General features: G+C 72.1%; 16 protein-coding genes and 1 riboswitch. Of the genes, 5 read left to right on the plus strand and 11 right to left on the minus strand.

What is annotated here, in order from left to right; all coding sequences use genetic code 11:
- Positions 1–126: 126 nt before the first annotated feature.
- Genes AB0J33_RS24730 through AB0J33_RS24740 form a run of 3 tightly spaced genes read right to left on the minus strand, consistent with a single transcriptional unit; the run spans position 127 to position 4,788 of the window.
- On the minus strand, positions 127–2,682 hold the full coding sequence (locus AB0J33_RS24730; RefSeq protein WP_363616392.1) for a GNAT family N-acetyltransferase: 2,556 nt from the start codon (positions 2,680–2,682) through the stop codon (positions 127–129).
- Between the two features lie 15 nt (positions 2,683–2,697).
- The gene (locus tag AB0J33_RS24735; protein ID WP_363616393.1) at positions 2,698–3,879 is read right to left on the minus strand and encodes an acetoin utilization protein AcuC; all 1,182 of its coding nucleotides are present in this window, start codon (positions 3,877–3,879) and stop codon (positions 2,698–2,700) included.
- Between the two features lie 48 nt (positions 3,880–3,927).
- Positions 3,928–4,788, minus strand: coding sequence for a sulfurtransferase (locus AB0J33_RS24740; protein ID WP_363616394.1), 861 nt, complete (start codon positions 4,786–4,788; stop codon positions 3,928–3,930).
- Positions 4,789–4,888: 100 nt separating this feature from the next.
- On the opposite strand from AB0J33_RS24740, the gene AB0J33_RS24745 reads away from it, so the two are divergent.
- Positions 4,889–5,578, plus strand: coding sequence for a metal-dependent transcriptional regulator (locus tag AB0J33_RS24745; protein WP_363616395.1), 690 nt, complete (start codon positions 4,889–4,891; stop codon positions 5,576–5,578).
- 19 nt (positions 5,579–5,597) lie between these two features.
- Here the strand turns inward: AB0J33_RS24745 and AB0J33_RS24750 are convergent, their stop codons facing one another.
- Positions 5,598–6,146: a hypothetical protein gene (locus AB0J33_RS24750; protein ID WP_363616396.1), complete on the minus strand. Its 549-nt coding sequence runs from the start codon at positions 6,144–6,146 to the stop codon at positions 5,598–5,600.
- A gap of 98 nt (positions 6,147–6,244) precedes the next feature.
- Positions 6,245–6,499 carry a DUF5522 domain-containing protein gene (locus AB0J33_RS24755; protein ID WP_363616397.1) on the minus strand — a complete coding sequence of 85 codons (255 nt, stop codon included), beginning with the start codon at positions 6,497–6,499 and terminating at the stop codon, positions 6,245–6,247.
- A 131-nt stretch (positions 6,500–6,630) separates the two neighbouring features.
- Between AB0J33_RS24755 and AB0J33_RS24760 the strand changes: the two genes are divergently transcribed.
- On the plus strand, positions 6,631–7,572 hold the full coding sequence (locus AB0J33_RS24760; RefSeq protein WP_363616398.1) for a MerR family transcriptional regulator: 942 nt from the start codon (positions 6,631–6,633) through the stop codon (positions 7,570–7,572).
- Positions 7,573–7,595: 23 nt separating this feature from the next.
- Here AB0J33_RS24760 and AB0J33_RS24765 read toward each other — a convergent pair whose 3' ends face one another.
- Entirely contained in the window at positions 7,596–8,531 is a 936-nt protein-coding gene (locus AB0J33_RS24765) for a DUF2332 domain-containing protein (RefSeq protein ID WP_363616399.1), read from the minus strand.
- 143 nt (positions 8,532–8,674) lie between these two features.
- Between AB0J33_RS24765 and AB0J33_RS24770 the strand changes: the two genes are divergently transcribed.
- On the plus strand, positions 8,675–9,787 hold the full coding sequence (locus AB0J33_RS24770) for an FAD-dependent monooxygenase (protein ID WP_363616400.1): 1,113 nt from the start codon (positions 8,675–8,677) through the stop codon (positions 9,785–9,787).
- A gap of 50 nt (positions 9,788–9,837) precedes the next feature.
- Here the strand turns inward: AB0J33_RS24770 and AB0J33_RS24775 are convergent, their stop codons facing one another.
- A complete protein-coding gene (locus tag AB0J33_RS24775) occupies positions 9,838–10,803 on the minus strand; it encodes a CU044_5270 family protein (RefSeq protein ID WP_363616401.1) in 966 nt (321 codons plus the stop codon).
- 13 nt (positions 10,804–10,816) lie between these two features.
- Positions 10,817–11,389 carry a sigma-70 family RNA polymerase sigma factor gene (locus AB0J33_RS24780; protein WP_363616402.1) on the minus strand — a complete coding sequence of 191 codons (573 nt, stop codon included), beginning with the start codon at positions 11,387–11,389 and terminating at the stop codon, positions 10,817–10,819.
- An 88-nt stretch (positions 11,390–11,477) separates the two neighbouring features.
- On the opposite strand from AB0J33_RS24780, the gene AB0J33_RS24785 reads away from it, so the two are divergent.
- Complete coding sequence (locus AB0J33_RS24785) at positions 11,478–11,702, plus strand: NIPSNAP family protein (RefSeq protein WP_363616403.1); 225 nt, start codon at positions 11,478–11,480, stop codon at positions 11,700–11,702.
- A 173-nt stretch (positions 11,703–11,875) separates the two neighbouring features.
- Positions 11,876–11,956: riboswitch (ZMP/ZTP riboswitch) on the plus strand.
- A gap of 357 nt (positions 11,957–12,313) precedes the next feature.
- On the opposite strand, the gene AB0J33_RS24790 is transcribed toward AB0J33_RS24785, so the two are convergent.
- Positions 12,314–15,220, minus strand: coding sequence for a vitamin B12-dependent ribonucleotide reductase (locus AB0J33_RS24790; protein WP_363616404.1), 2,907 nt, complete (start codon positions 15,218–15,220; stop codon positions 12,314–12,316).
- A gap of 35 nt (positions 15,221–15,255) precedes the next feature.
- Entirely contained in the window at positions 15,256–15,756 is a 501-nt protein-coding gene (nrdR, locus tag AB0J33_RS24795; RefSeq protein WP_210858234.1) for a transcriptional regulator NrdR, read from the minus strand.
- Between the two features lie 540 nt (positions 15,757–16,296).
- Between nrdR and lexA the strand changes: the two genes are divergently transcribed.
- The gene (gene lexA, locus AB0J33_RS24800; protein ID WP_030337371.1) at positions 16,297–17,082 is read left to right on the plus strand and encodes a transcriptional repressor LexA; all 786 of its coding nucleotides are present in this window, start codon (positions 16,297–16,299) and stop codon (positions 17,080–17,082) included.
- 75 nt (positions 17,083–17,157) lie between these two features.
- Here lexA and AB0J33_RS24805 read toward each other — a convergent pair whose 3' ends face one another.
- Entirely contained in the window at positions 17,158–18,867 is a 1,710-nt protein-coding gene (locus tag AB0J33_RS24805; RefSeq protein ID WP_363616405.1) for a hypothetical protein, read from the minus strand.
- Between the last annotated feature and the right edge of the window lie 47 nt (positions 18,868–18,914).

Here is an 18,914-nt window from a genome sequence, read left to right on the forward strand (position 1 = left end):
GCCGGGACAACTGGCAGGTGCACTTCCGCGACACCATGCGCGGCGGGAAGTTCCTCAACAACTTCCGGATGGCCGAGCTGCACGCGAAGGAGGGTTCGCCGGGGCCTTCCGTGCGAACCGGTCCACTCACAGCCGGCGCGGGCCGGTGTCCGGGCGGGCTGCCGCGCCACCCACCCGCAGCTGGGCGTGCAGCACCGAGATGCCGTCCGGCCGGGCGAGCACCGGGTTGAGGGTCAGCGAACGAACCCGGGGCTGTTCGTCGGCGAGCTGACCCACCCGCAGCAGCAGATCCGCGAGGGCCTCCCGGTCGACCGGCGCGGCACCCCGGTGGCCGCGCAGCAGCGGCGCCGCCCGGGGCTCGTCGACCAACTCGGCCGCGTCCCGGTCGGTCAGCGGCACCGCTCGCCAGGCCCGATCGCCGAGCAGCTCGGTCGCGACCCCACCGAGACCGAAGCCCACCACCGGCCCGAACGCAGGGTCTTCCACCACCTCCACCACGCAGGCCACACCGGGCGGGACCATCGGCTGAACCAACGCGTCCGCGCCGAAGGACGCCGCCAGTTCGGCGTACGCGCGCCGAAGGGTCGGCTCGTCCGGTAGGTCGAGCCGTACCGCCCCGAGGTCGAGCCGGTGTCGCAGCCCGGGGGCGGCCGCCTTGAGCGCCACCGGGAAACCCCACCGCGCCGCCGCGTCGACCGCCGCGTCGGCCGAGTCGACGGACACCGAGGCCACCACGTCGATGCCGTACGCGGCCAGCAGCGCGCCCGGGTCGGTGCCGTCGGCCCGGAGCGCGGCCTGCGCGGCGGCTCGATCGAGGCCGGGCAGCTCGGGCGGCGCCCCGGGCGGGCGGCCCAGCCACTCGGCGTACCGGTGCGCCCGAGCCAGCGCCCGGACCGCCTCCTCCACACCGCCGTACGCCGGCACCCCCGGCGGCAGCCGACCCGCCAGGAACGTCGCCACGGTCGGCTTGCCCAGCGCGAGGGCGGCCGGCAGCGCGGCGGTCACGTCGACGTCCACCTCGGTCGACTGGCCGGGCAGCGGCGGGGCGAAGACCACCACCAGGGCGTTCACCCGTTCGTCGCCGGCCGTCTCGGCGAGAGCGGCGGCGAACTCGGCGGCACCGGCGCTCGGCCCGACGTCCCGGGGATAACCGTCGGCCAGGGTGAGGCCGTGCCCGACGCAGGCGGTCGCGGCGAGCCCGGTCAGGGCTGAGGAGTTGCCGACCACACCGACCCGGCCGCCGGCCGGCAACGGTTGGTTGGCCAGCAGCACACCCACGTCGAGCAGCTCCGGCACGGTGTCCACCCGGATCACCCCGGACTGGGCGAAGAGCGCGGCCACCGCCGCCTCGTCCGGCCCGGCGGTGTCACCGAACCCGGGCGGGCGGGCCGGCGAGGCGAGCGCGACCACCGGTTTGGCGCGACCGATCCGCCGGGCCAACCGGGCGAACTTGCGGGGATTTCCGAAGGTCTCCAGGTAGAGCATGATCACGTCGGTGCCGGGGTCGTCCTGCCAGTACTGGAGCAGGTCGTTGCCGGAGACGTCGGCCCGGTTGCCGGCCGAGACGAAGCTCGACAGCCCGAGGCCACGCCGGTCCGCCTCGGCGAGCAACGCCACCCCGAACGCGCCGGACTGACTGAAGATGCCGACCCGGCCGGCCGGCGGCAACGCCGGGGCGAGTGTGGCGTTGAGGCGTACCGTCGGGTCGGTGTTGGCCACGCCGAGACAGTTCGGGCCGACGACCCGCATCCCGGCGGCGTGCGCCGCGCGGACCAGGGCCCGCTGCCTGGCCGCGCCCTCGGCGCCGGCCTCGGCGAAGCCGGCCGAGATGACCACCAGACCGTGCACCCCCGCGGCGGCCGCGTCCGCGACCACCGTGGTCGCCGCCTCCGGCGGGACCGCCACCACCGCCAGGTCCACCGGTGTCGCGGCGTCGACCGCCGACGGGTACGCGGGAAGGCCCGCCACGGTCGACGCGCTCCGGTGCACCGGCACCACCGCACCCGTGAAACCGCCGTCACGCAGGTGCCCGAGCACCGCCGCGCCGACCCCCTGACCGGTGGCGCTGGCACCGTAGACGACGATGCCGCGCGGGGCGAGCAGCCGGGCGATCGAGCGGGCCTCGGTGCGGTGCTCCCGGCCACGCTGCACCTCCAGGCTGGCCTCCGTGGGCGCGATCGGGAAGCTCAGGTGCACCACACCGTCGGCGTACTCGCGCTGGACCTGGTAACCGAAGTCGGCGAAGACCCGCAGCATCGTCCCGTTGGCCGGCAGCACCTCCGCGACGAAACTCATGATGTCGTTGCGTCGGGCAGCGTCGGCCAGGTGCTCCATCAACACCGAGCCGATGCCCCGACCCTGGTAGGCGTCCTCCACCACGAAGGCCACCTCCGCCTCCGGCGCCCGCGGACCGAGCCGCTCGTACCGGCCGACCGCGACGATCTGGTCGGCGACCAGCACCACGAACGCCTCCCGGTCGCGGTGGTCCACGGTGACGAACCGGATCAGATCCCGTTCGGGAATGCGCGGGTACGGCGAGAAGTACCGCAGGTAGCGGGTGCGCTCGGAGAACCGGCTGTGCATCGCCACGATGCCCGGCGCGTCGGCCGGGTCGATCGGTCGCAACTGGACCGTGCTGCCATCGCTCAACAGCACGTCAACCGGTTGGTCCACGGTCGTCACCGGAACGACCCCTGCTCAGTCCCGCGGATCGTACGGGTCGAGCCCGAGCAGCGGGAAGACCGTCTTGCGGGTGGCCGCGATCGCCCGGTCCACCGCGTTCGGCTCGCCGGTCGGCTGCCACGACTCGTACGACGGGTCGACGTCGTCGGTCATCCGCAACGGCACCTCCCGGCCCAGCCGACGGGAGGCGACCAGGTCCCGCCAGGCGGGTGGGGTGAGCGTGGCCGGGTCGATCGGGTCGCCGGTGGCCACGGCCAGCAGGTGAGCCCAGGCCCGGGGCACCACCTCGACGAGCGCGTACCCCCCACCGCCGGTGGCCACCCAGCGGCCGTCGCACAGCTCGTCGGCGAGCGCCCGCATCGCCAGGTAGGTGGCCCGCTGCCCGTCCACCGTCAGGTTGAGATCGGCGAGCGGATCCAGCCGGTGCCCGTCGGCGCCGCACTGGCTGACCAGCACCTGCGGCCGGAACGCGCGCAGCACCGACGGCACGATCGCTTGGAACGCCCGCTGCCAGCCACTGTCGTCGACACCCGGCGGCAACGGCAGGTTGACCGCGGTGCCCTGCGCGCCCGGCCCACCCGTCTCGTCCGGGAAGCCCGTGCCGGGGAAGAGTGCCAGCGGGGTCTCGTGCAGGCTGACCGTGAGCACCCGGGGATCGTCCCAGAAGATCTGCTGCACCCCGTCGCCGTGGTGCACGTCGACGTCCACGTACGCGACCCGCTCGGCGCCCAGGTCGAGCAGGCGGGCGATGGCCACCGCCGGGTCGTTGTAGACGCAGAAACCGGAGGCTCGGGCGGACATCGCGTGGTGCAGGCCACCGGCCACGTTCACCGCACGCCGGGCGTCGCCGCGCCACACCGCCTCGGCGGCCGTCACCGTCGCGCCGGCGATCAACGCGCTGGACTCGTGCATCCCCTCGAAGACCGGGTTGTCGGAGGTGCCCAGCCCGTACCCGGCGAAGAGCGGGTCACGCGGCGCGTTGCGCACCGCGGCCAGGTAGGCCGGCTCGTGCACCCGGGTGAGCAGGGTGTCGTCGGCGGGCTCCGGCTTGACCACGCGCACCCCGGGCCGATCCAGGACGCCCAGCTCGCGGGCGAGCGCGATGGTCAACTCCACCCGGACCGGGTCGAGTGGATGATCACCCATGTCGTAGGCGAGCAGCGACTCGTCCCACACCACCACCGTGTCGTCGGACATGAGCCCATCGTCGCACGAGGACCGGCACCGGCCCACCGCACGCGCTGCTCAGTGGCCGGGTGTCGACCCGGAGGCGACCGGCCGGGCCGGGTCGGCCACCCAGTTGCTCCACGATCCGACGTAGAGCGCGGCGTCCGTGCGGCCGGCCAGGTGCAGCGCGAGCACCGCCTGCGCGGCGGTCACCCCGGAGCCGCAGTACGCCCCCACGGACCGTCCCTCGGTCACCCCGGCGGCGGCGAACCGCTCCCGCAACACGTCGGCTGTCGGGAAGCGGCCGTCCGGGCCGACGTACTCCCCGGCGGGCAGGTTCGCCGCTCCCGGCACGTGCCCGGCGACCGGGTCGATCGGCTCGACCTCACCCCGGTAGCGCGGCGCCGCCCGCACGTCCAGCAGGACGGCGTCGTCCGCGGCGGCCAGCGCGGCGGCCTGCCCGGCGTCGAGCACCGGGAGGTCGCCGGGGCGTACCACCACGTCACCGGGGGGTGGGGCGGGCGCGTCGGTGGAGACGGGCTGGCCGGCGGCGACCCAGGCCGGATAGCCGCCGTGCAGCAGGCGCACCGAGCGGTGCCCCACCCAGCGCAGCGTCCACCAGGCCCGCGCGGCGGCCAGGCCGTCGCCGCCGTCGTACACCACCACGGGGTGACCGGCGCGGACGCCGGCAGCCCGCAGCGCGGCCTGCAACGCGACCGGGTCGGGCAGGGGGTGCCGGCCGTCGACGCCCGGCGCCCCGCAGAGCGCGCTGTCCAGGTCGACGAAGACCGCGGCGGGCAGGTGGCCGGCGAGGTAGTCGTCGCGGCCGGGTGGGCCGACGAGCCGCCAGCGGACGTCGAGCAGGGTGGGCGGATCTGCCTGGTCGAGCTCGGCGACGAGCCGGTCGACCTCGACCAACGGCTCCTGGGTACCGGACATGGCGACCATCCAACACCATTCGCGCCGACGGCACGCGGCTCGGCGGCGGTCGCCAGCCCTTCTCCGAGGTAGCATCGTGCACCGGAGGGCCGCTGACGTTATGAAGTCTCACGACCTGGTCGACACGACCGAAATGTACCTGCGCACCATCCTCGAACTCGAAGAGGAGGGGGTGCCCCCGCTGCGTGCCCGCATCGCCGAGCGGCTGCGGCAGAGCGGCCCCACCGTGAGCCAGACCGTCGCCCGAATGGAGCGCGACGGCCTGCTCACCGTCGAGGGTGACCGACACCTCACGCTCACCGCGCTGGGTCGCGGCACGGCCGTGTCCGTGATGCGCAAGCACCGCCTCGCCGAGCTGCTGCTGGTCAACGTCATCGGGATGCCCTACGAGGAGGCCCACGACGAGGCCTGCCGCTGGGAGCACGTGATGAGCGACGCCGTGGAGAAGCGGGTCTACGACCTGCTCAACCGGCCGACCCGCTCCCCCTACGGCAACCCGATCCCGGGCCTGGAGGAGCTGGGCTCACCGGAGCCCGAAACCACCCAGGCCGGCGAGGGTGAGCGCAACCTGGCCTTCCCGGGCCTCTCCGGGCCGGTCGTGGTCCGGCGGATCTGCGAGAGCGTCCAGACCGACGGTGACGTGCTGCGCCAACTGCACGCCGCCGGTGTCGACCCGGGCGCCACGGTCACCGTGGCCCAGGAGCGCGACGGGGTCTCGATCGACCGCTCCGGCGACCGGGTGCGGCTGCCCCGCGAGGTCGCCTCCCGGGTCTTCGTCGCCGCCAGCTGACCCGGGCCGACCCCGGGCGTCACAGCGCCCGGGTGTCCATCTTCTTGGCCAGCGCGACCAGGCCACCAGTCAGATCCTCGACGGCCGCCCGCTCGCTGCCCCGAGCGCCCGTCCAGCTCAGCGTGGCCAGCCGGCCGTCGGTGGCCAGCCAGCCCACCTCGGCGACCGGCCCGCGCCCGCTCGCCGCGGCGGTCGTCCGCCGGTACGCCTGCTGACCCAGGCCGGTGACCTTCGCCGCCTTGTCGGGCACCACGTCGGCGGCGAAGGTGGTCTTGTCGATCGTGGTCTCGGACACGCTCAGCGTCAGCTCCGGCAGCGTCGCGCCGCCGGCGCGGACGACGCAGGTGTGCGTGTCGTCCCGTTCGCTGGCCGCCGCCACGTCGAAGCGCGTCTTCGTCGCCTGCTCGATGAGCGTGAAGTCCAGCAGACGGCAGGCACCGCCCGACGAGGCCGCCGCCACCTCCACCGGGATCGGTGCCGGCGGTGGCACCGCCACCGGCTCCGCCTCGTCGGCGCAGCCGCCCATCAGCAGCCCCGCCAGCCCGGCGACCACGATCCGCCCGCGCACATCCCACCCTCTCGCCGACCGACGGCGGAAGGCGCCCGCCAGGTGTCCGTCGGACACCGTACGGGGTGTCGGGGTCGGGCGAAAGCCCCCGCTGACTCCTATCCCGACGGTGGCTCGTCCAGGTACGGGCAGTGTCGGCAACCCCGCCCGCAGCACGTGCCGCGCCGGGCCAGGAAGCCGGCGCTGAGCACGAACAACCCGCTCGCCGGGTCGGGGTAACCGGCCTCCCCGGCCTCGAGGGCGGCGGCGTGCGCCGCGAGGATCCGGGCCCGGTCGGGGTGCTCCGGGGACAGCCGGGACGGGTGCGGCTCGGTGAGCGGCCGGTCGGCCAGGGGTCGTCGCTCTCCGGTCACCACAGCAGTCTAGGGACGGCGTGGTCGGCCTCCCGCCGCCCGGATGCCCGACCTGCCCCGGCGTCGACGCGGTGGGCATGGCTCGGATGATGCTTGAGTCTCCACCGGGGGGAGACGCGAGGGTGGGGGGCATGAGCGGAGAGACGTGGCACACGATCGGCGAGCTGGCCCGGCGGACCGGCCTGAGCGTCAAGACCATCCGGTACTACGCCGACAGCGGGATCGTGCCACCGACCGAGCGGAGCGCGGCCGGGTACCGGCGGTACGGCCCGGCGGCCGTGGCCCGGCTGGAGCTGGTCCGGACGCTGCGTGACCTGGGCCTGGATCTGGCCACCATCCGGCGGGTGGTGAACCAGGAGGTGCCGCTGCGCGAGGTGGCCGCCGCGCACGCCGAGGCGTTGGCGGTGCAGATCCGGCTGCTGCGGCTGCGCCAGGCGGTGCTCACCGTCGCGGCGAGGCGCGGTTCGGGCCCGGCCGAGGTGGACGAGCTGCACCGGTTGGCCCAGCTCACCAGCCGGGAACGGGGGCAGTTGGTGGCCGGGTTTCTGGACAGCGTCTTCGCCGGCCTCGGCGGCCAGCCCGCGTACCCGGGTGTGATCGTGTCGATGACCCCGGAGCTTCCCGACGACCCGACCGCCGAGCAGGTCGAGGCGTGGCTGGAGCTGGCCGAGCTGTGCCGGGAGCCGCAGTTCCGGGCCCGGATGCGGCGGCTGGTGCGGCAGCACGCCGCCGACCATGACGTCCCGGGGCCACCCCGCCCGGATGCCGTCGCGGTGGTCCGGGACGCGGTGACGGGTGCCCTCGCGGCCGGTCTCGACCCGACCGGCCCGGACGCCGATCCGGTGGTCGCGGCCGTCACCGGCCGGTACGCGAGCCTGCACGGCCACCCGGACGACGCCGACCTGCGTCGGCGGTTGCTCGACCGGCTGGTTCCCGCCAACGACCCGCGCCGGGACCGCTACCTCGACCTGTTGGCGGTGATCAACGGCTGGTCGACCGGCGCTGCCACCGCGCCGGCGGTGGACTGGTTCATCCGAGCCCTGCGCGCCCGGATGCCCGAACCGGCTCGCTGACCCGCCGTTTCGGCCGGTTGGCGTCAGCCGAACCAGGTCATCGCCTGGCCGTGGCCCCTGGCCCAGGCGAGCGGCTTCCCGTCGAGCGCGAGGATGTTGTGCAGCGCGTCGTTCGGCGGGTCGGGCAGCCCGTCGTACCGCAGCACCTTGGGCCCCTCGTTCGCGACCCAGTGCCCGGGCAGCTCGCGGACCAGACGGACGAACGCGTCCCGGCGCGGCGGCGGCACCTGATAGAGCACCGAGGTGTGGAAGACCACCAGGGTCGCGTCGGTCGGCGCCCGCGCGGCCAACGCCGGCAGGTCGTCCACCAGATCGCCGCGGACCAGCAGCGGCGGGTCGGCCGCGGCGACCGCCGCCGCGGCGCGCAACCGGGACCGCCGGTGCGCGTGCTCCGGCCAGATCAGGGCGTCCAACCAGGACACGTCGTCGGGGTCGGTCACGTCGAGCGGGTTGAGGTCCAGGCCGGCCCGCCACACCACCTCGGGTACGCGTGCCGGAGGCACCAATCCGTCGGCCGCGCACTCCAAAATCGGCTCGCCGGAGCCGACCTGAAGATCGCCGTAGCGGTACGCGTACCGGTCGGGGTAGAGGCAGAGCCCGGCCGACGTACCGACCTCCAGCAGGGCGAGAGGCTGCCGCAGCGAGGCGAGCACCGGCAACAGGACCGCGCAGCGGCCCGCCTCGTTGGTCTGGGTCGCTCGCGCGCGCATCTGCGTCTCGACGGCGGGCCAGTGCGTCAGCACGTAGTCGTGGAAGGCTGCCGGGTCGTCGACCGGGCCACCGAGCCAGCGGACGACCCCGAAGAGCAGGTTCGGCTGGCGCTTGGCCGGCGGGAGCCCGTCGAGCAGGGCGAGCAGGGCGACGTCGTGGGCGATGGCCTGCGCCAGACGCTCGTACGTGGGCGACACCCCGTGCGCCTCACGGCTGCCGAACTCGGCGTACGCCTCAGCGGTCGTCATGCCCTCATCGTCGCAGCCCATTCCCTGGTAATTCAGCCCCCGTTCCCGTGCGCTGACTCACCCGCCTCCTAGGGTTCTGCGGCAGCCGGACCCTTGAGCAGCAGCTCAGCGGGCCGACGGAGGGCAACGGGGAGGAACGTGTCGTGCAGGGTTCGAATGTCCGGGTACTGATCGTCGGCGGTGGTGTCGCCGGACTGGCGACGGTGGCCGCCCTGCGGGGCTGGGGCGCGACGGTCGACGTGGTCGAGCGGGCAACCGGGCCGTCCGACTCCGGCACCGGGATCTACCTCACCGGCAACGCGACGCGGATGCTCGACGTACTCGGTCTGCGGGAGCCGGTCGCCGACGTGGCCGTGGAGATCACCCGGCAGCGCAGCGCCAACCAGCGCGGACGCCGGCTCTTCGACATCGACGTGGCCGCGCTGTGGCAGGGCGTCGGGCCGTGCGTGTCACTGCCCCGGGCGCAGCTGCACCGGGCGCTGCTCACCGGTGTCGGGGACACCCCGATCCGTTGGGGCCGTAAGCCGATCCTGCTGGTCGAGGAGGGCGACCGGGTCGCCGTCGAGTTCGACGACGCAACCACCGAACGGTACGACCTGGTGCTCGGCGCGGACGGGGTGAACTCGACGGTCCGTCGGCTCGTCTTCGACGGTCAGGCCGTCCGCGATCTCGGCCAGTACGCGTACCGGTGGATCGCCCCGCGCCTCGACGACAAGCCGGTCTGGTCGGTGCAGTTGGGGCGCGGCAGGCAGTTCCTGACGATTCCGGTCGGCGCCGATCAGACGTACTGCTACTACAACGACGGCCCGGTGGCCGACCGGCCCGGCTGGCGCGACGACGTGGCCGCGACGTTCACCGAACCGGTGGCCACCATGCTCAAGGCCCTCGACTACGACGACAGCACCCTGCACGCCGGGCCGAACCAGGAGGTGGTGCTCGACTCGTGGTCGCGGGGGCGGGTGCTGCTGATCGGCGACGCCGCCCACGCCACCTCGCCGAACATGGCGCAGGGCGCGGCGATGGCCCTGGAGGACGCGGTCGTGCTCGCCTCGTCGTTGGCCGCCGCCGATTCCGTCGCCGAAGCGTTGCGTGGTTTCGAGGCGCGGCGCCGCCCGCGTACCGACTGGGTGCTCAGTCAGACCCATCGCCGGGACAAGGCCACCGGGCTACCGCCCGTGCTCCGTGACACGGTGCTGCGTCGCCTCGGCGAGCAGATGTTCCGGTCGAACTACGGGCCGCTGTTCGCCCAGCCCTGACCGGTCCGACGGGACCGGACCAATCAGGGCTGGGGTGTGGCCACCACCGCTCAGGGCAGCTGGCCAGGCCGGTCCACGATGGCGATGCGCAGTAGCGCGACAGCCGTGTGCAGGGACTCCTTGCCGTTGCGCACCACCGACCCCCGCCGGCCGAGGAAGACGTGGGTGTCCCGGTCGAAGAGGAAGTCCACGTTGCCACCGATCACGCCGGGCATCCGAATCGCCACCCCGTGTCGGCCTGCGGCGTCCACCACGTCGCCCGATACGACGACCGCTCCGGGTTCCCGAGCCAGCAGTTCGAACAGCGCCGCAAGCGCTCCGGGCGGCACGTAGCCGTCGAGCATCGACCGCGCGGTGGTGTACACCATGTTCTCGTCCCCGTAGACGGCCTCCTCATCGGCTCCTTCGGGCAGGTGCAGGTCGACCGGGTGCTCCCGAAGGTATCGAAGCAGCTCGTCCGGATCGGTGGGCAGGTCGCCGTGGTACGCGGGCGGCTGGAACGCATCGAGTTCCTTTTCGGGATCGGCGGCATCGCCCATGCGGAGCACCCTCAGTTCGCTCCACCCGTTCGGATCGGTCTCCGGTCGGTAACGTCGCTGCGTGTACGCGACTCCGCCGGCCGACTTCCACAGTTGGTTCCGGATGGTCTGGTACGGGCCGCTGTCCGGCATGTCCCGAATCGTGGCCAGGGATTCGGTGAAGACGTACTGATCGGGTCGGGCGGTGAGCTCCGGCTGCTGCCGGGCGGCCTCCGCCGCCAAGTGGAAGATCTCCGACGCGCTGGCCGTGGGCGGGGGCTGGTCGCCCAGTCTCATGGTCTGGACCGCCAGCGCACCGGCGGTCAGCGTCACCGCCAACCCGACCGCTCCGGCGAGGCGCCAACCGCGCAGGAACCTGGTACGGCGTCCGGCGGGACGGGCCGCCGACGCCAACTCGGCCCGTTGGGCGACGTGTGCGGTCAGATCCCTGAGGAGCTGCGCCTCGAAACCCTGCGGCGACCGTTCGGTCTCGTTCATTGTCATCTCCGTCTCATCGGGCGAGGGTGGTGACCGGGCGGGCGAGCACGGCGCGGACGAGGCGGCGGGCACGATGCAGGCGGACCCGAGCGGCGACCGGTGACACCCCGAGCACTGTCGCCGCCTCCGTGACGGTGAGGCCGTCCACGGCGACGAGTTCGACAAGCGTTCGGGTGCCCTCGGGTAGCTCGCTCAGCGCCCGATGGGTGCGGCGGGCGGCCGACTCGGCGTCGATCCGCTCCTCAATGCGGGCAATGTCATCGGGGCCCAGGTCCCGGCGTCCGGCCAGGCGGCCGGTCACCCGCAACCGTTGGGCCGCCCGACGCCGCTCGTCGCCGATGACGTTGCGCGCCACCCCGTACAGCCAGCCGATCTGGCTACCCCGGTCCGGCCGGTAGCCGGCCGCCGACTCGATCACCGCCAGGAACACGTCGGCGGTCAGGTCGGCGGCGAGGTGCGGGTCGTCGACCCGCCGGGCCACGAACCGGCCCACCGCCTCCAGGTGCCGCTGGTAGAAGACCCCGAAGGCCACCGGATCGGTACCGATGCCGGAAATATCATCATCCGCTCGGCTGGTCTCATTCACAGGCCGTCCCCTCTCGCGCCTTCACACCTCTTTCTTCGTACGGCGGAGCACGGGTGTTACCGAATCATCCGGCACGTACGGTGACGTCGTGGTCACCTGCGTCGTGCACCACGGCTACTTCCGGCCCGGCGAGGGCGTCAGCGACAGGGCCGAGGCGCTGTTCAGCTTCGAGAGCCTGGCAACCTACGGGCGTTACCGCGCGCGGTTCGGCAACGACCCGGAGTTCCTCGCGGCCGACAGCATCCGCGACAGCTCGGGTTGCCTGGTGCCGTACGAGCGAACGTTCACGCGCCCGCTCCTGCCGACCGACTGAGCCCGCCCGGCTCCATCGGAGGCACCATTCCGACGAGCTGTATACCTCGGGGTCATGAATATGACTCCTAGGTATATCGACGAATGGCAGCATTCCCCCGGTGCGGGTCTGCCCAACGCTGACGGCGGCACTGCTGGTCCAACTGGGCAGCCGCCCTGGTGATGCGGCGTTATCGAAGGACCGGCGACTGGCGGTACGGGATGGTGAAACCATCGGGAAGCCTCTCGCGGACGTCGACCGCCTGGGCGCCCGCGTCGAGGAACCGTCATGACCACGACAAGTGAATCCACCGAGCACCACACGCCGTCGGGCACGGCCCGGCTGTTCCGCAACGCCGTGCGCGCCGCCGGACGCGCGAGCCAGTGACCCGGTCGTCGAGATCACTTGATACCGAGTAGCCAGAACGGATCGACCACAGCTACTCGGTATCAAGTGATCGAGCCGGCTTTCTGCGTTTGGAGATCGCCGAAGATCGACTCGCGTTTCATGATGTCGGGGTATCCCGACGAGATTCATACCCCGGTTTCAAGTAAACCGAGTTGGTCAGTAGGCGGGACGCCGCGAGCGCGGCAGGTGGTCCCTGCCGCGCTCGCGGGTGGTGCGGTGGTACGTCAGCTGCAGCCGCTGGTGGAGCCGCAGCCCTCGCAGACGTAGCAGCTACCGGCGGGACGCATCTTCGTGCCGCAGGTGAAGCAGAGCGGTGCGTCGGCGGCCTTGCCGATCACGGCCTCCAGCAGCTCGGTGCTGGAACCCACGCTCGGAGCCGGCTTGGCGGCGGCCACGTCGGCCATCTCCTGGGCCGGCTGGGCGACAGCCTCCGGCTTGGCCGGGGTCTCCACCGGCGCGGACGACGCCATTGCGGTGAGGTCGGCGCCGGTGACGGCGGCGGCCTCCGCGTCGGCCTCGGCCCGCAGCTGCGCGGCCCGCTCCGAGGCGGTGAAGATGCCCAGCTCGGCGCGGCGCTCGTAGGGCAGGAAGTCCAGCGCCAGGCGACGGAAGATGTAGTCCATCACCGAGGCCGCCATCCGCACGTCCGGATCGTCGGTCATACCGGCCGGCTCGAAGCGCATGTTGGTGAACTTGCTGACGAACGTCTCCAGCGGCACGCCGTACTGCAGGCCGATGCTGATGGCCACCGAGAAGGCGTCCATTACGCCGGCCAGGGTCGAGCCCTGCTTGGACATCTTGAGGAAGACCTCACCGAGGCCGTCGTCCGGGTAGGACGACGCGGTCAGGTAACCCTCGGCGCCGCCGACGGAGAAGCTGACCGTCTCGGACGGGCGCTTCTTCGGCAGGCGCTTACGCACCGGCCGGTACTCGATGACCTTCTCGACCGCGGCCGGCGCGGCCGGTGCGGTCTCGACGGCGGCCGGCTCGGTGGCCTTGTTCGACTTGGCCACCGAGAGCGGCTGGCCGACCTTGCAGTTGTCCCGGTAGATCGCCAGCGCCTTGAGGCCGAGCTTCCAGCCCTCGAAGTAGATCTTCTCGACGTCCTCGACGGTGGCCGCCTCCGGCATGTTGACCGTCTTGGAGATGGCGCCGGAGACGAACGGCTGGATGGCCGACATCATCCGCACGTGACCCATCGGGGCGATCGTCCGCTCCCCCATGGCGCAGTCGAAGACCGCGTAGTGCTCCGGCTTGAGGCCCGGGGCGTCCACCACGTGGCCGTGGTCGGCGATGTGCTCGACGATCGCCTCGACCTGCTCCTCGGGGTAGCCGAGGCTGCGCAGCGCACGCGGAACCGTCTGGTTGACGATCTGCATCGAGCCGCCGCCGACCAGCTTCTTGAACTTGACCAGCGCCAGGTCCGGCTCCACGCCGGTCGTGTCGCAGTCCATCATGAAGCCGATCGTGCCGGTCGGGGCGAGGACGCTCGCCTGCGCGTTACGCCAACCGAACTTGTCGCCGATCTTGTTGCCCTGGGTCCACTGCTTGGTCGCCTCGCGGACGATCGCGGTGGCCACCGGGCTGGTCGGCTTGATCTCGTCGTTGGCCGCGGCGTGCTTACGCATGACCCGCTTGTGCGGCTCGGCGTTGCGGGCGTAGCCGTCGTACGGGCCGACGACGCCGGCCAGCTCGGCCGAACGGCGGTAGGCGGTGCCGGTCATCAGGGACGTGATCGCCGCGGCGACCGAGCGGCCCTGGTCCGAGTCGTACGGCAGGCCGGTGGCCATCAGCAGGGCGCCCAGGTTGGCGTAGCCGATGCCGAGCTGCCGGTAGGCACGGGACGTCTCACCGATCTTCTCGGTCGGGAAGTCCGCGAAGCAGATCGAGATGTCCATCGCGGTGATGACGAACTCGACGGACTTGACGAACTTCTCCACCTCGAAGCCACCGTCGGCGCGGAGGAACTTCATCAGGTTGAGCGAGGCCAGGTTGCACGAGGAGTTGTCCAGGTGCAGGTATTCCGAGCACGGGTTCGACGCGGTGATCCGCCCGGTCTCCGGGCAGGTGTGCCAGTCGTTGATCGTGTCGTCGTACTGCAGGCCCGGGTCGGCGCACTCCCAGGCGGCCTGGGAGATGGTGCGGAACAGCTTCTTGGCGTCGACGGTGTCGATCACCGAGCCGTCCAGCCGACCACGCAGGTCGAAGCCCTTGCCGTCCTCGACCGCCGACATGAACTCGTCGGAGACCCGCACCGAGTTGTTGGCGTTCTGGTACTGCACGCTGACGATGTCGGAGCCGCCGAGGTCCATGTCGAACCCGGCGTCGCGCAGGGCGCGGATCTTGTCCTCCTCGCGCGCCTTCGTGACCACGAACTCCTCGATGTCCGGGTGGTCCACGTCGAGGATGACCATCTTGGCCGCCCGGCGGGTCGCGCCACCGGACTTGATGGTGCCGGCCGAGGCGTCCGCGCCGCGCATGAAGCTGACCGGGCCGGAGGCGGTGCCACCGGAGGAGAGCAGCTCACGGGACGAGCGGATGCGCGACAGGTTGACCCCGGAGCCGGAGCCGCCCTTGAAGATCAGCCCCTCCTCCTTGTACCAGTCGAGGATCGAGTCCATCGAGTCGTCGACGGCCAGGATGAAGCAGGCGCTGACCTGCTGCGGCGACGGCGTGCCCACGTTGAACCACACCGGCGAGTTGAAGCTGAACACCTGGTGCAGCAGCATCCAGGTCAGCTCGTGCGCGAAGACCTCGGCGTCGGCCGGGCCCGCGAAGTAGCCGTACTCCTCACCCGCGGTGCGGTAGGTGCTGACCACCCGGTCGATCAACTGCTTGAGCGACCACTCCCGCTCCGGGGTCCCCACCGCGCCCCGGAAGTACTTGGTGGTGACGATGTTGGCGGCGTTGACGCTCCACGACTCCGGGAACTCCACCCCACGCTGCTCGAAGTTGATCGAGCCGTCCCGCCAGTTCGTCATGACGACGTCCCGGCGCTCCCAGGACACCTCGTCGTACGGGTGGACCCCCTCCGTCGTCCACACCCGCTCGATCTTCAGCCCCGCGCCTGCCTTGCTCCGTGAACGGCTAGTTGTCACGCCGTTGCCCCCCTCGTCTGCGCGGTCACCCACCGCGCGTCCCAATCTTCCGAAAAAACCGTGAAGTCTCAGCTGGTACGGCCGGCGGCCTCGACCGCGTCGGCCCGGCCCTGCTCCCGGGCGCGCGCCGCGGCCCGCAACGTCTCGATCTCGCGCTCGAAGTCGGCGAGCGAGTCGAACGAGCGATAGACGCTGGCGAACCGCAGGTACGCGATCTCGTCCAGGTCGCGCAGCGGACCCAGGATCGCCAGGCCCACCTCGTGGCTGGGGATCTCGGCGGCCCCCTTGGCCCGGACCGTCTCCTCGACCCGCTGCGCGAGCAGCGCGAGCGAGTCGTCGTCCACCGGCCGGCCCTGGCACGCCTTGCGCACCCCGCCGATGATCTTCGTGCGACTGAACGGCTCGGTCACCCCGCTGCGCTTGACGACCGCGAGGACCGCCTCCTCGACGGTGGTGAACCGCTTGCCGCACTCCGGGCAGGACCGCCGCCGTCGGATGAGCTGGCCGTCGTCGGCCTCCCGCGAGTCGACCACCCGAGAGTCAGCGTGCCGGCAGTACGGACACCGCATCGCCCACCTCCTAAAAATGATCAACCGCGAGCACACACCGGGCACTCCCGGGCACGATCGAACGCGACGGTGCCATCCCCGATGACGCCCGCCGTGATCGACGTTACGAGAGTGCGGTCGGTAGTCAGACCCAACCTGTAGGCAACTTACGCCCGTGTCACTACTACATCTAGGGGTCGACCGTATGTCGCCGGGGAAGCCGGGTCAAGTTGACCGGCGTGTCCGGCGCGTCACGGACCATCCGGTCATCCAGCCCTCGGCGGCACGCCCGAAGACCCAACGCCACGACCCCGCCCGGGTTATCGGCCGGCAGGCCGGACCAGACCGGAAAACAGTCGACGATCGAACATCAGTGCTACCCGACGTACCATTTATCAGAACATCCGTACGACCGGAGTGCTTTTTCACCCCGACACGCCGGTGAGAGGTCGTACAGATGTTTGAAAATGACTGATCTCACCTATACGGTCATGAACAACGTGGCACACCGCACGCACCACGAGCCGACGAGGCACCCAGCGCCGACCAGGGAGGACGGACGTGACCGAGGACCGGGCCAGCCGGCCGAAGAGCCCGCAGCAGATCACCGAGGCGGGCCCGCCGGCCACCCGACGCCGCAGCGCCGCGCGCAGCCGGACGGGTCAGCCCGCCGTGCGCCAGGTCACCCCGGTGGTCAGCGCCTTCCCCGACCCGGCGACAGTCGACCTGACCGCCCGCCAGCGCCGCATCCTGGAGTTCATCCGCACCTGGGTGGAGCGGCACGGCTACCCGCCGAGCGTCCGGGAGATCGGCGAGGCTGTCGGCCTGGTGTCGCCGTCCAGCGTCGCCTACCAGCTCAAGGAGCTGGAGAAGAAGGGCTTCCTGCGCCGCGACCCGAACCGGCCGCGCGCGGTGGACGTCCGGGCCCCGAGCGAGGCGATCGACGACGAGCTGTCGAGGGCGCAGCGGCCGACCCCTGCGTACGTGCCGATGCTCGGCCGGATCGCCGCAGGTGGTCCGATCCTCGCCGAGCAGGCCGTGGAGGACATCTTCCCGCTCCCCCGCGAGTTGGTGGGTGAGGGCGAGGTCTTCATGCTCCAGGTCAAGGGCGACTCGATGCTCGACGCGGCCATCTGCGACGGCGACTGGGTGGTCGTCCGGCAGCAACCGACCGCCGACTCCGGCGAGATCGTGGCCGCCATGCTCGACGGCGAGGCGACCGTCAAGACCTACCGGCGGCGCGACGGGCACGTCTGGCTGATGCCACAGAACCCAGCCTTCGACCCGATCCCCGGTGACGACGCCACCATCATGGGCCGGGTCGTCGCGGTGCTACGCCGGATCTGACCGGTTCGGCGGGTGAGTGTCACGAGCGCTCACCCGCACCGCTTCGTGCAGCGCGGGTGAGCACCTCAGCGCCGATCAGTAGCGGTCGCCCCGATGGCCGCGACCGCCCCCGGGATACTGCCGGTACGGGTCGACGGGCGCGTCGTCGTCACGTCGGCGGCCGGGTCGCTGGCCCCGGTAGTCGGGCTCCTGCCCACCACGCCGGGGCGGCTCCGCCCGACCGGCGCCGGGCTGACCGCCGTCTCCACCGCCGTACACGCCGCCGCCGGGACGACCGCCTCCGCCCTGCGGTCGGCCACCGCCCCCGTGCGGACGACCGCCACCAGCCGGAGGACGACCTCCGCCGCCAGGGGGGCGGCCTCCACCACCGGCCGGGGGACGTCCGCCGCCGTACACACCAGCACCGCCGCCGTCCGGCCGGGGCGCGCCGTAGCCACCGTCGGCCACGGCCGGTCGGCCGCCACCGCCGTACACGGCACCACCCGCCGGGGCCGGGCCACCACGACCCGCACCACCGCCGTAGACCGCGCCACCGGCCGGCGCCCCGCCTCCGTAGACCCCACCGCGCCGGTCGCCATCGGCCGGGGAACCGTCGACGGCGCGGCCGGAGCGCGGGCCGAACCGGTCGCTGTCCGGGTCCGACGGGTCGGACTCGTCGGCGGCGGGCGGACGATTGCGGGCCCGGACGATGCCGACGACGCCGGCGGCGACCAACAGCAGGCCGATCAGCCCGACCGCGCCGACCAGGTACGTGATGTCGTCGAGGCTCAACCCGTCGATCCAGGATTTCGAGGCGGCGGCCGGCTTGCCGCCCTCCTCCGGGGCCAGCGGCACGGCGGTCGTACTGGACGGCGTGTAGCTGAGGATGTCGAGCGGCTCGTCCTCGGCGAACCGGGTCGCGTCGGAGACGGTGACGAAGGACTTCCCGTCCGAGGTGTAGCTGATGGCCTCGCCGAACGGATCGGTCAACGGCGTCACCCGTGGCTTGCCGGTGGTGAGCGCGCCCACGATGTCGCCATCGGTGACGTCGAACTCGAAGGCGTCCGCGTAGGTGCGCAGCACCACCCGGGAGCCGTCCGGGGCCCGGGACGCGCCGGTGATGGCGACCCGGCCGAAGGTGTTGAGCGGGTTCTCGGTCTGCGTCTTCGGCAGCGCGACGTCGCCGACCTTGCGCATCGGCACCGGGTCGGTGTCGCCGCTCCTCAGGGCCGCCGACGGGGTGTAGATCTCGGCCTTGCCGCTGGTCACCTTGGTGATGATCAGTGGCTTGCCGTCGTCGCCGATGAGCAACGCCTCGGCGTCGTGCGGCTTGGCCTCCGGGTAGGACAACCGGTGCAGCGTCGGCTGCTTGCTGCCGGTGACCGGCATCGACCAGAGCGCCACACGGGTGCGGCGCTCCTTGGAGTCGGCGTTGTCACCGGTGTCGGCGATCCAGAGGGTGTCGCCGTTCTTGGACAGGGCGAGATCCTCGGTGTCGAACGGGCCCTGCCCCGAGTAGCGGACCGGCTCCTTAGAAATCTTGCACTTAGTGTCGAGGAAGAAGACCCGTTTGCGCGCCGGGTCCTCGGTGCCGTCGTTGATGACGATGAAGCCGCTCTTGGTGGCGATCAGCCCGGACAGCTCCCGTAGGCGCTCGTCGGCGATCGTGCACCGCTTCTGGCCAGGATTGACGGCGGGCAGCCCGGACAACCCGGAAGCGGGAGCCGCTGCGGCGACTCCGGCGAGCGCCACGGTTGCCCCGAGCAGGCCGAGGGCAACCGTGACCGAGGAAACAACGCGGCGCATTCGGCCAGTGTCGCATGCCGCGCGTTTCGCTTGGATGACGCCGTGTC

Origin of the sequence: Micromonospora sp. NPDC049645, assembly GCF_040675155.1 — a bacterium.
Classification (GTDB): Bacteria; Actinomycetota; Actinomycetes; order Mycobacteriales; family Micromonosporaceae; genus Micromonospora.

Bases quoted from the DNA above. Each gene is read 5' to 3' on its own strand.
- AB0J33_RS24745 (WP_363616395.1), top strand. From the start codon at position 4,889: ATGAAGTCTCACGACCTGGTCGACACGACCGAAATGTACCTGCGCACC.
- AB0J33_RS24805 (WP_363616405.1), bottom strand. From the start codon at position 18,867: ATGCGCCGCGTTGTTTCCTCGGTCACGGTTGCCCTCGGCCTGCTCGGG.
- AB0J33_RS24765 (WP_363616399.1), bottom strand. From the start codon at position 8,531: ATGACGACCGCTGAGGCGTACGCCGAGTTCGGCAGCCGTGAGGCGCAC.
- AB0J33_RS24740 (WP_363616394.1), bottom strand. From the start codon at position 4,788: ATGTCCGGTACCCAGGAGCCGTTGGTCGAGGTCGACCGGCTCGTCGCC.
- AB0J33_RS24735 (WP_363616393.1), bottom strand. From the start codon at position 3,879: ATGTCCGACGACACGGTGGTGGTGTGGGACGAGTCGCTGCTCGCCTAC.
- AB0J33_RS24775 (WP_363616401.1), bottom strand. From the start codon at position 10,803: ATGAACGAGACCGAACGGTCGCCGCAGGGTTTCGAGGCGCAGCTCCTC.
- AB0J33_RS24760 (WP_363616398.1), top strand. From the start codon at position 6,631: ATGAGCGGAGAGACGTGGCACACGATCGGCGAGCTGGCCCGGCGGACC.
- nrdR (WP_210858234.1), bottom strand. From the start codon at position 15,756: ATGCGGTGTCCGTACTGCCGGCACGCTGACTCTCGGGTGGTCGACTCG.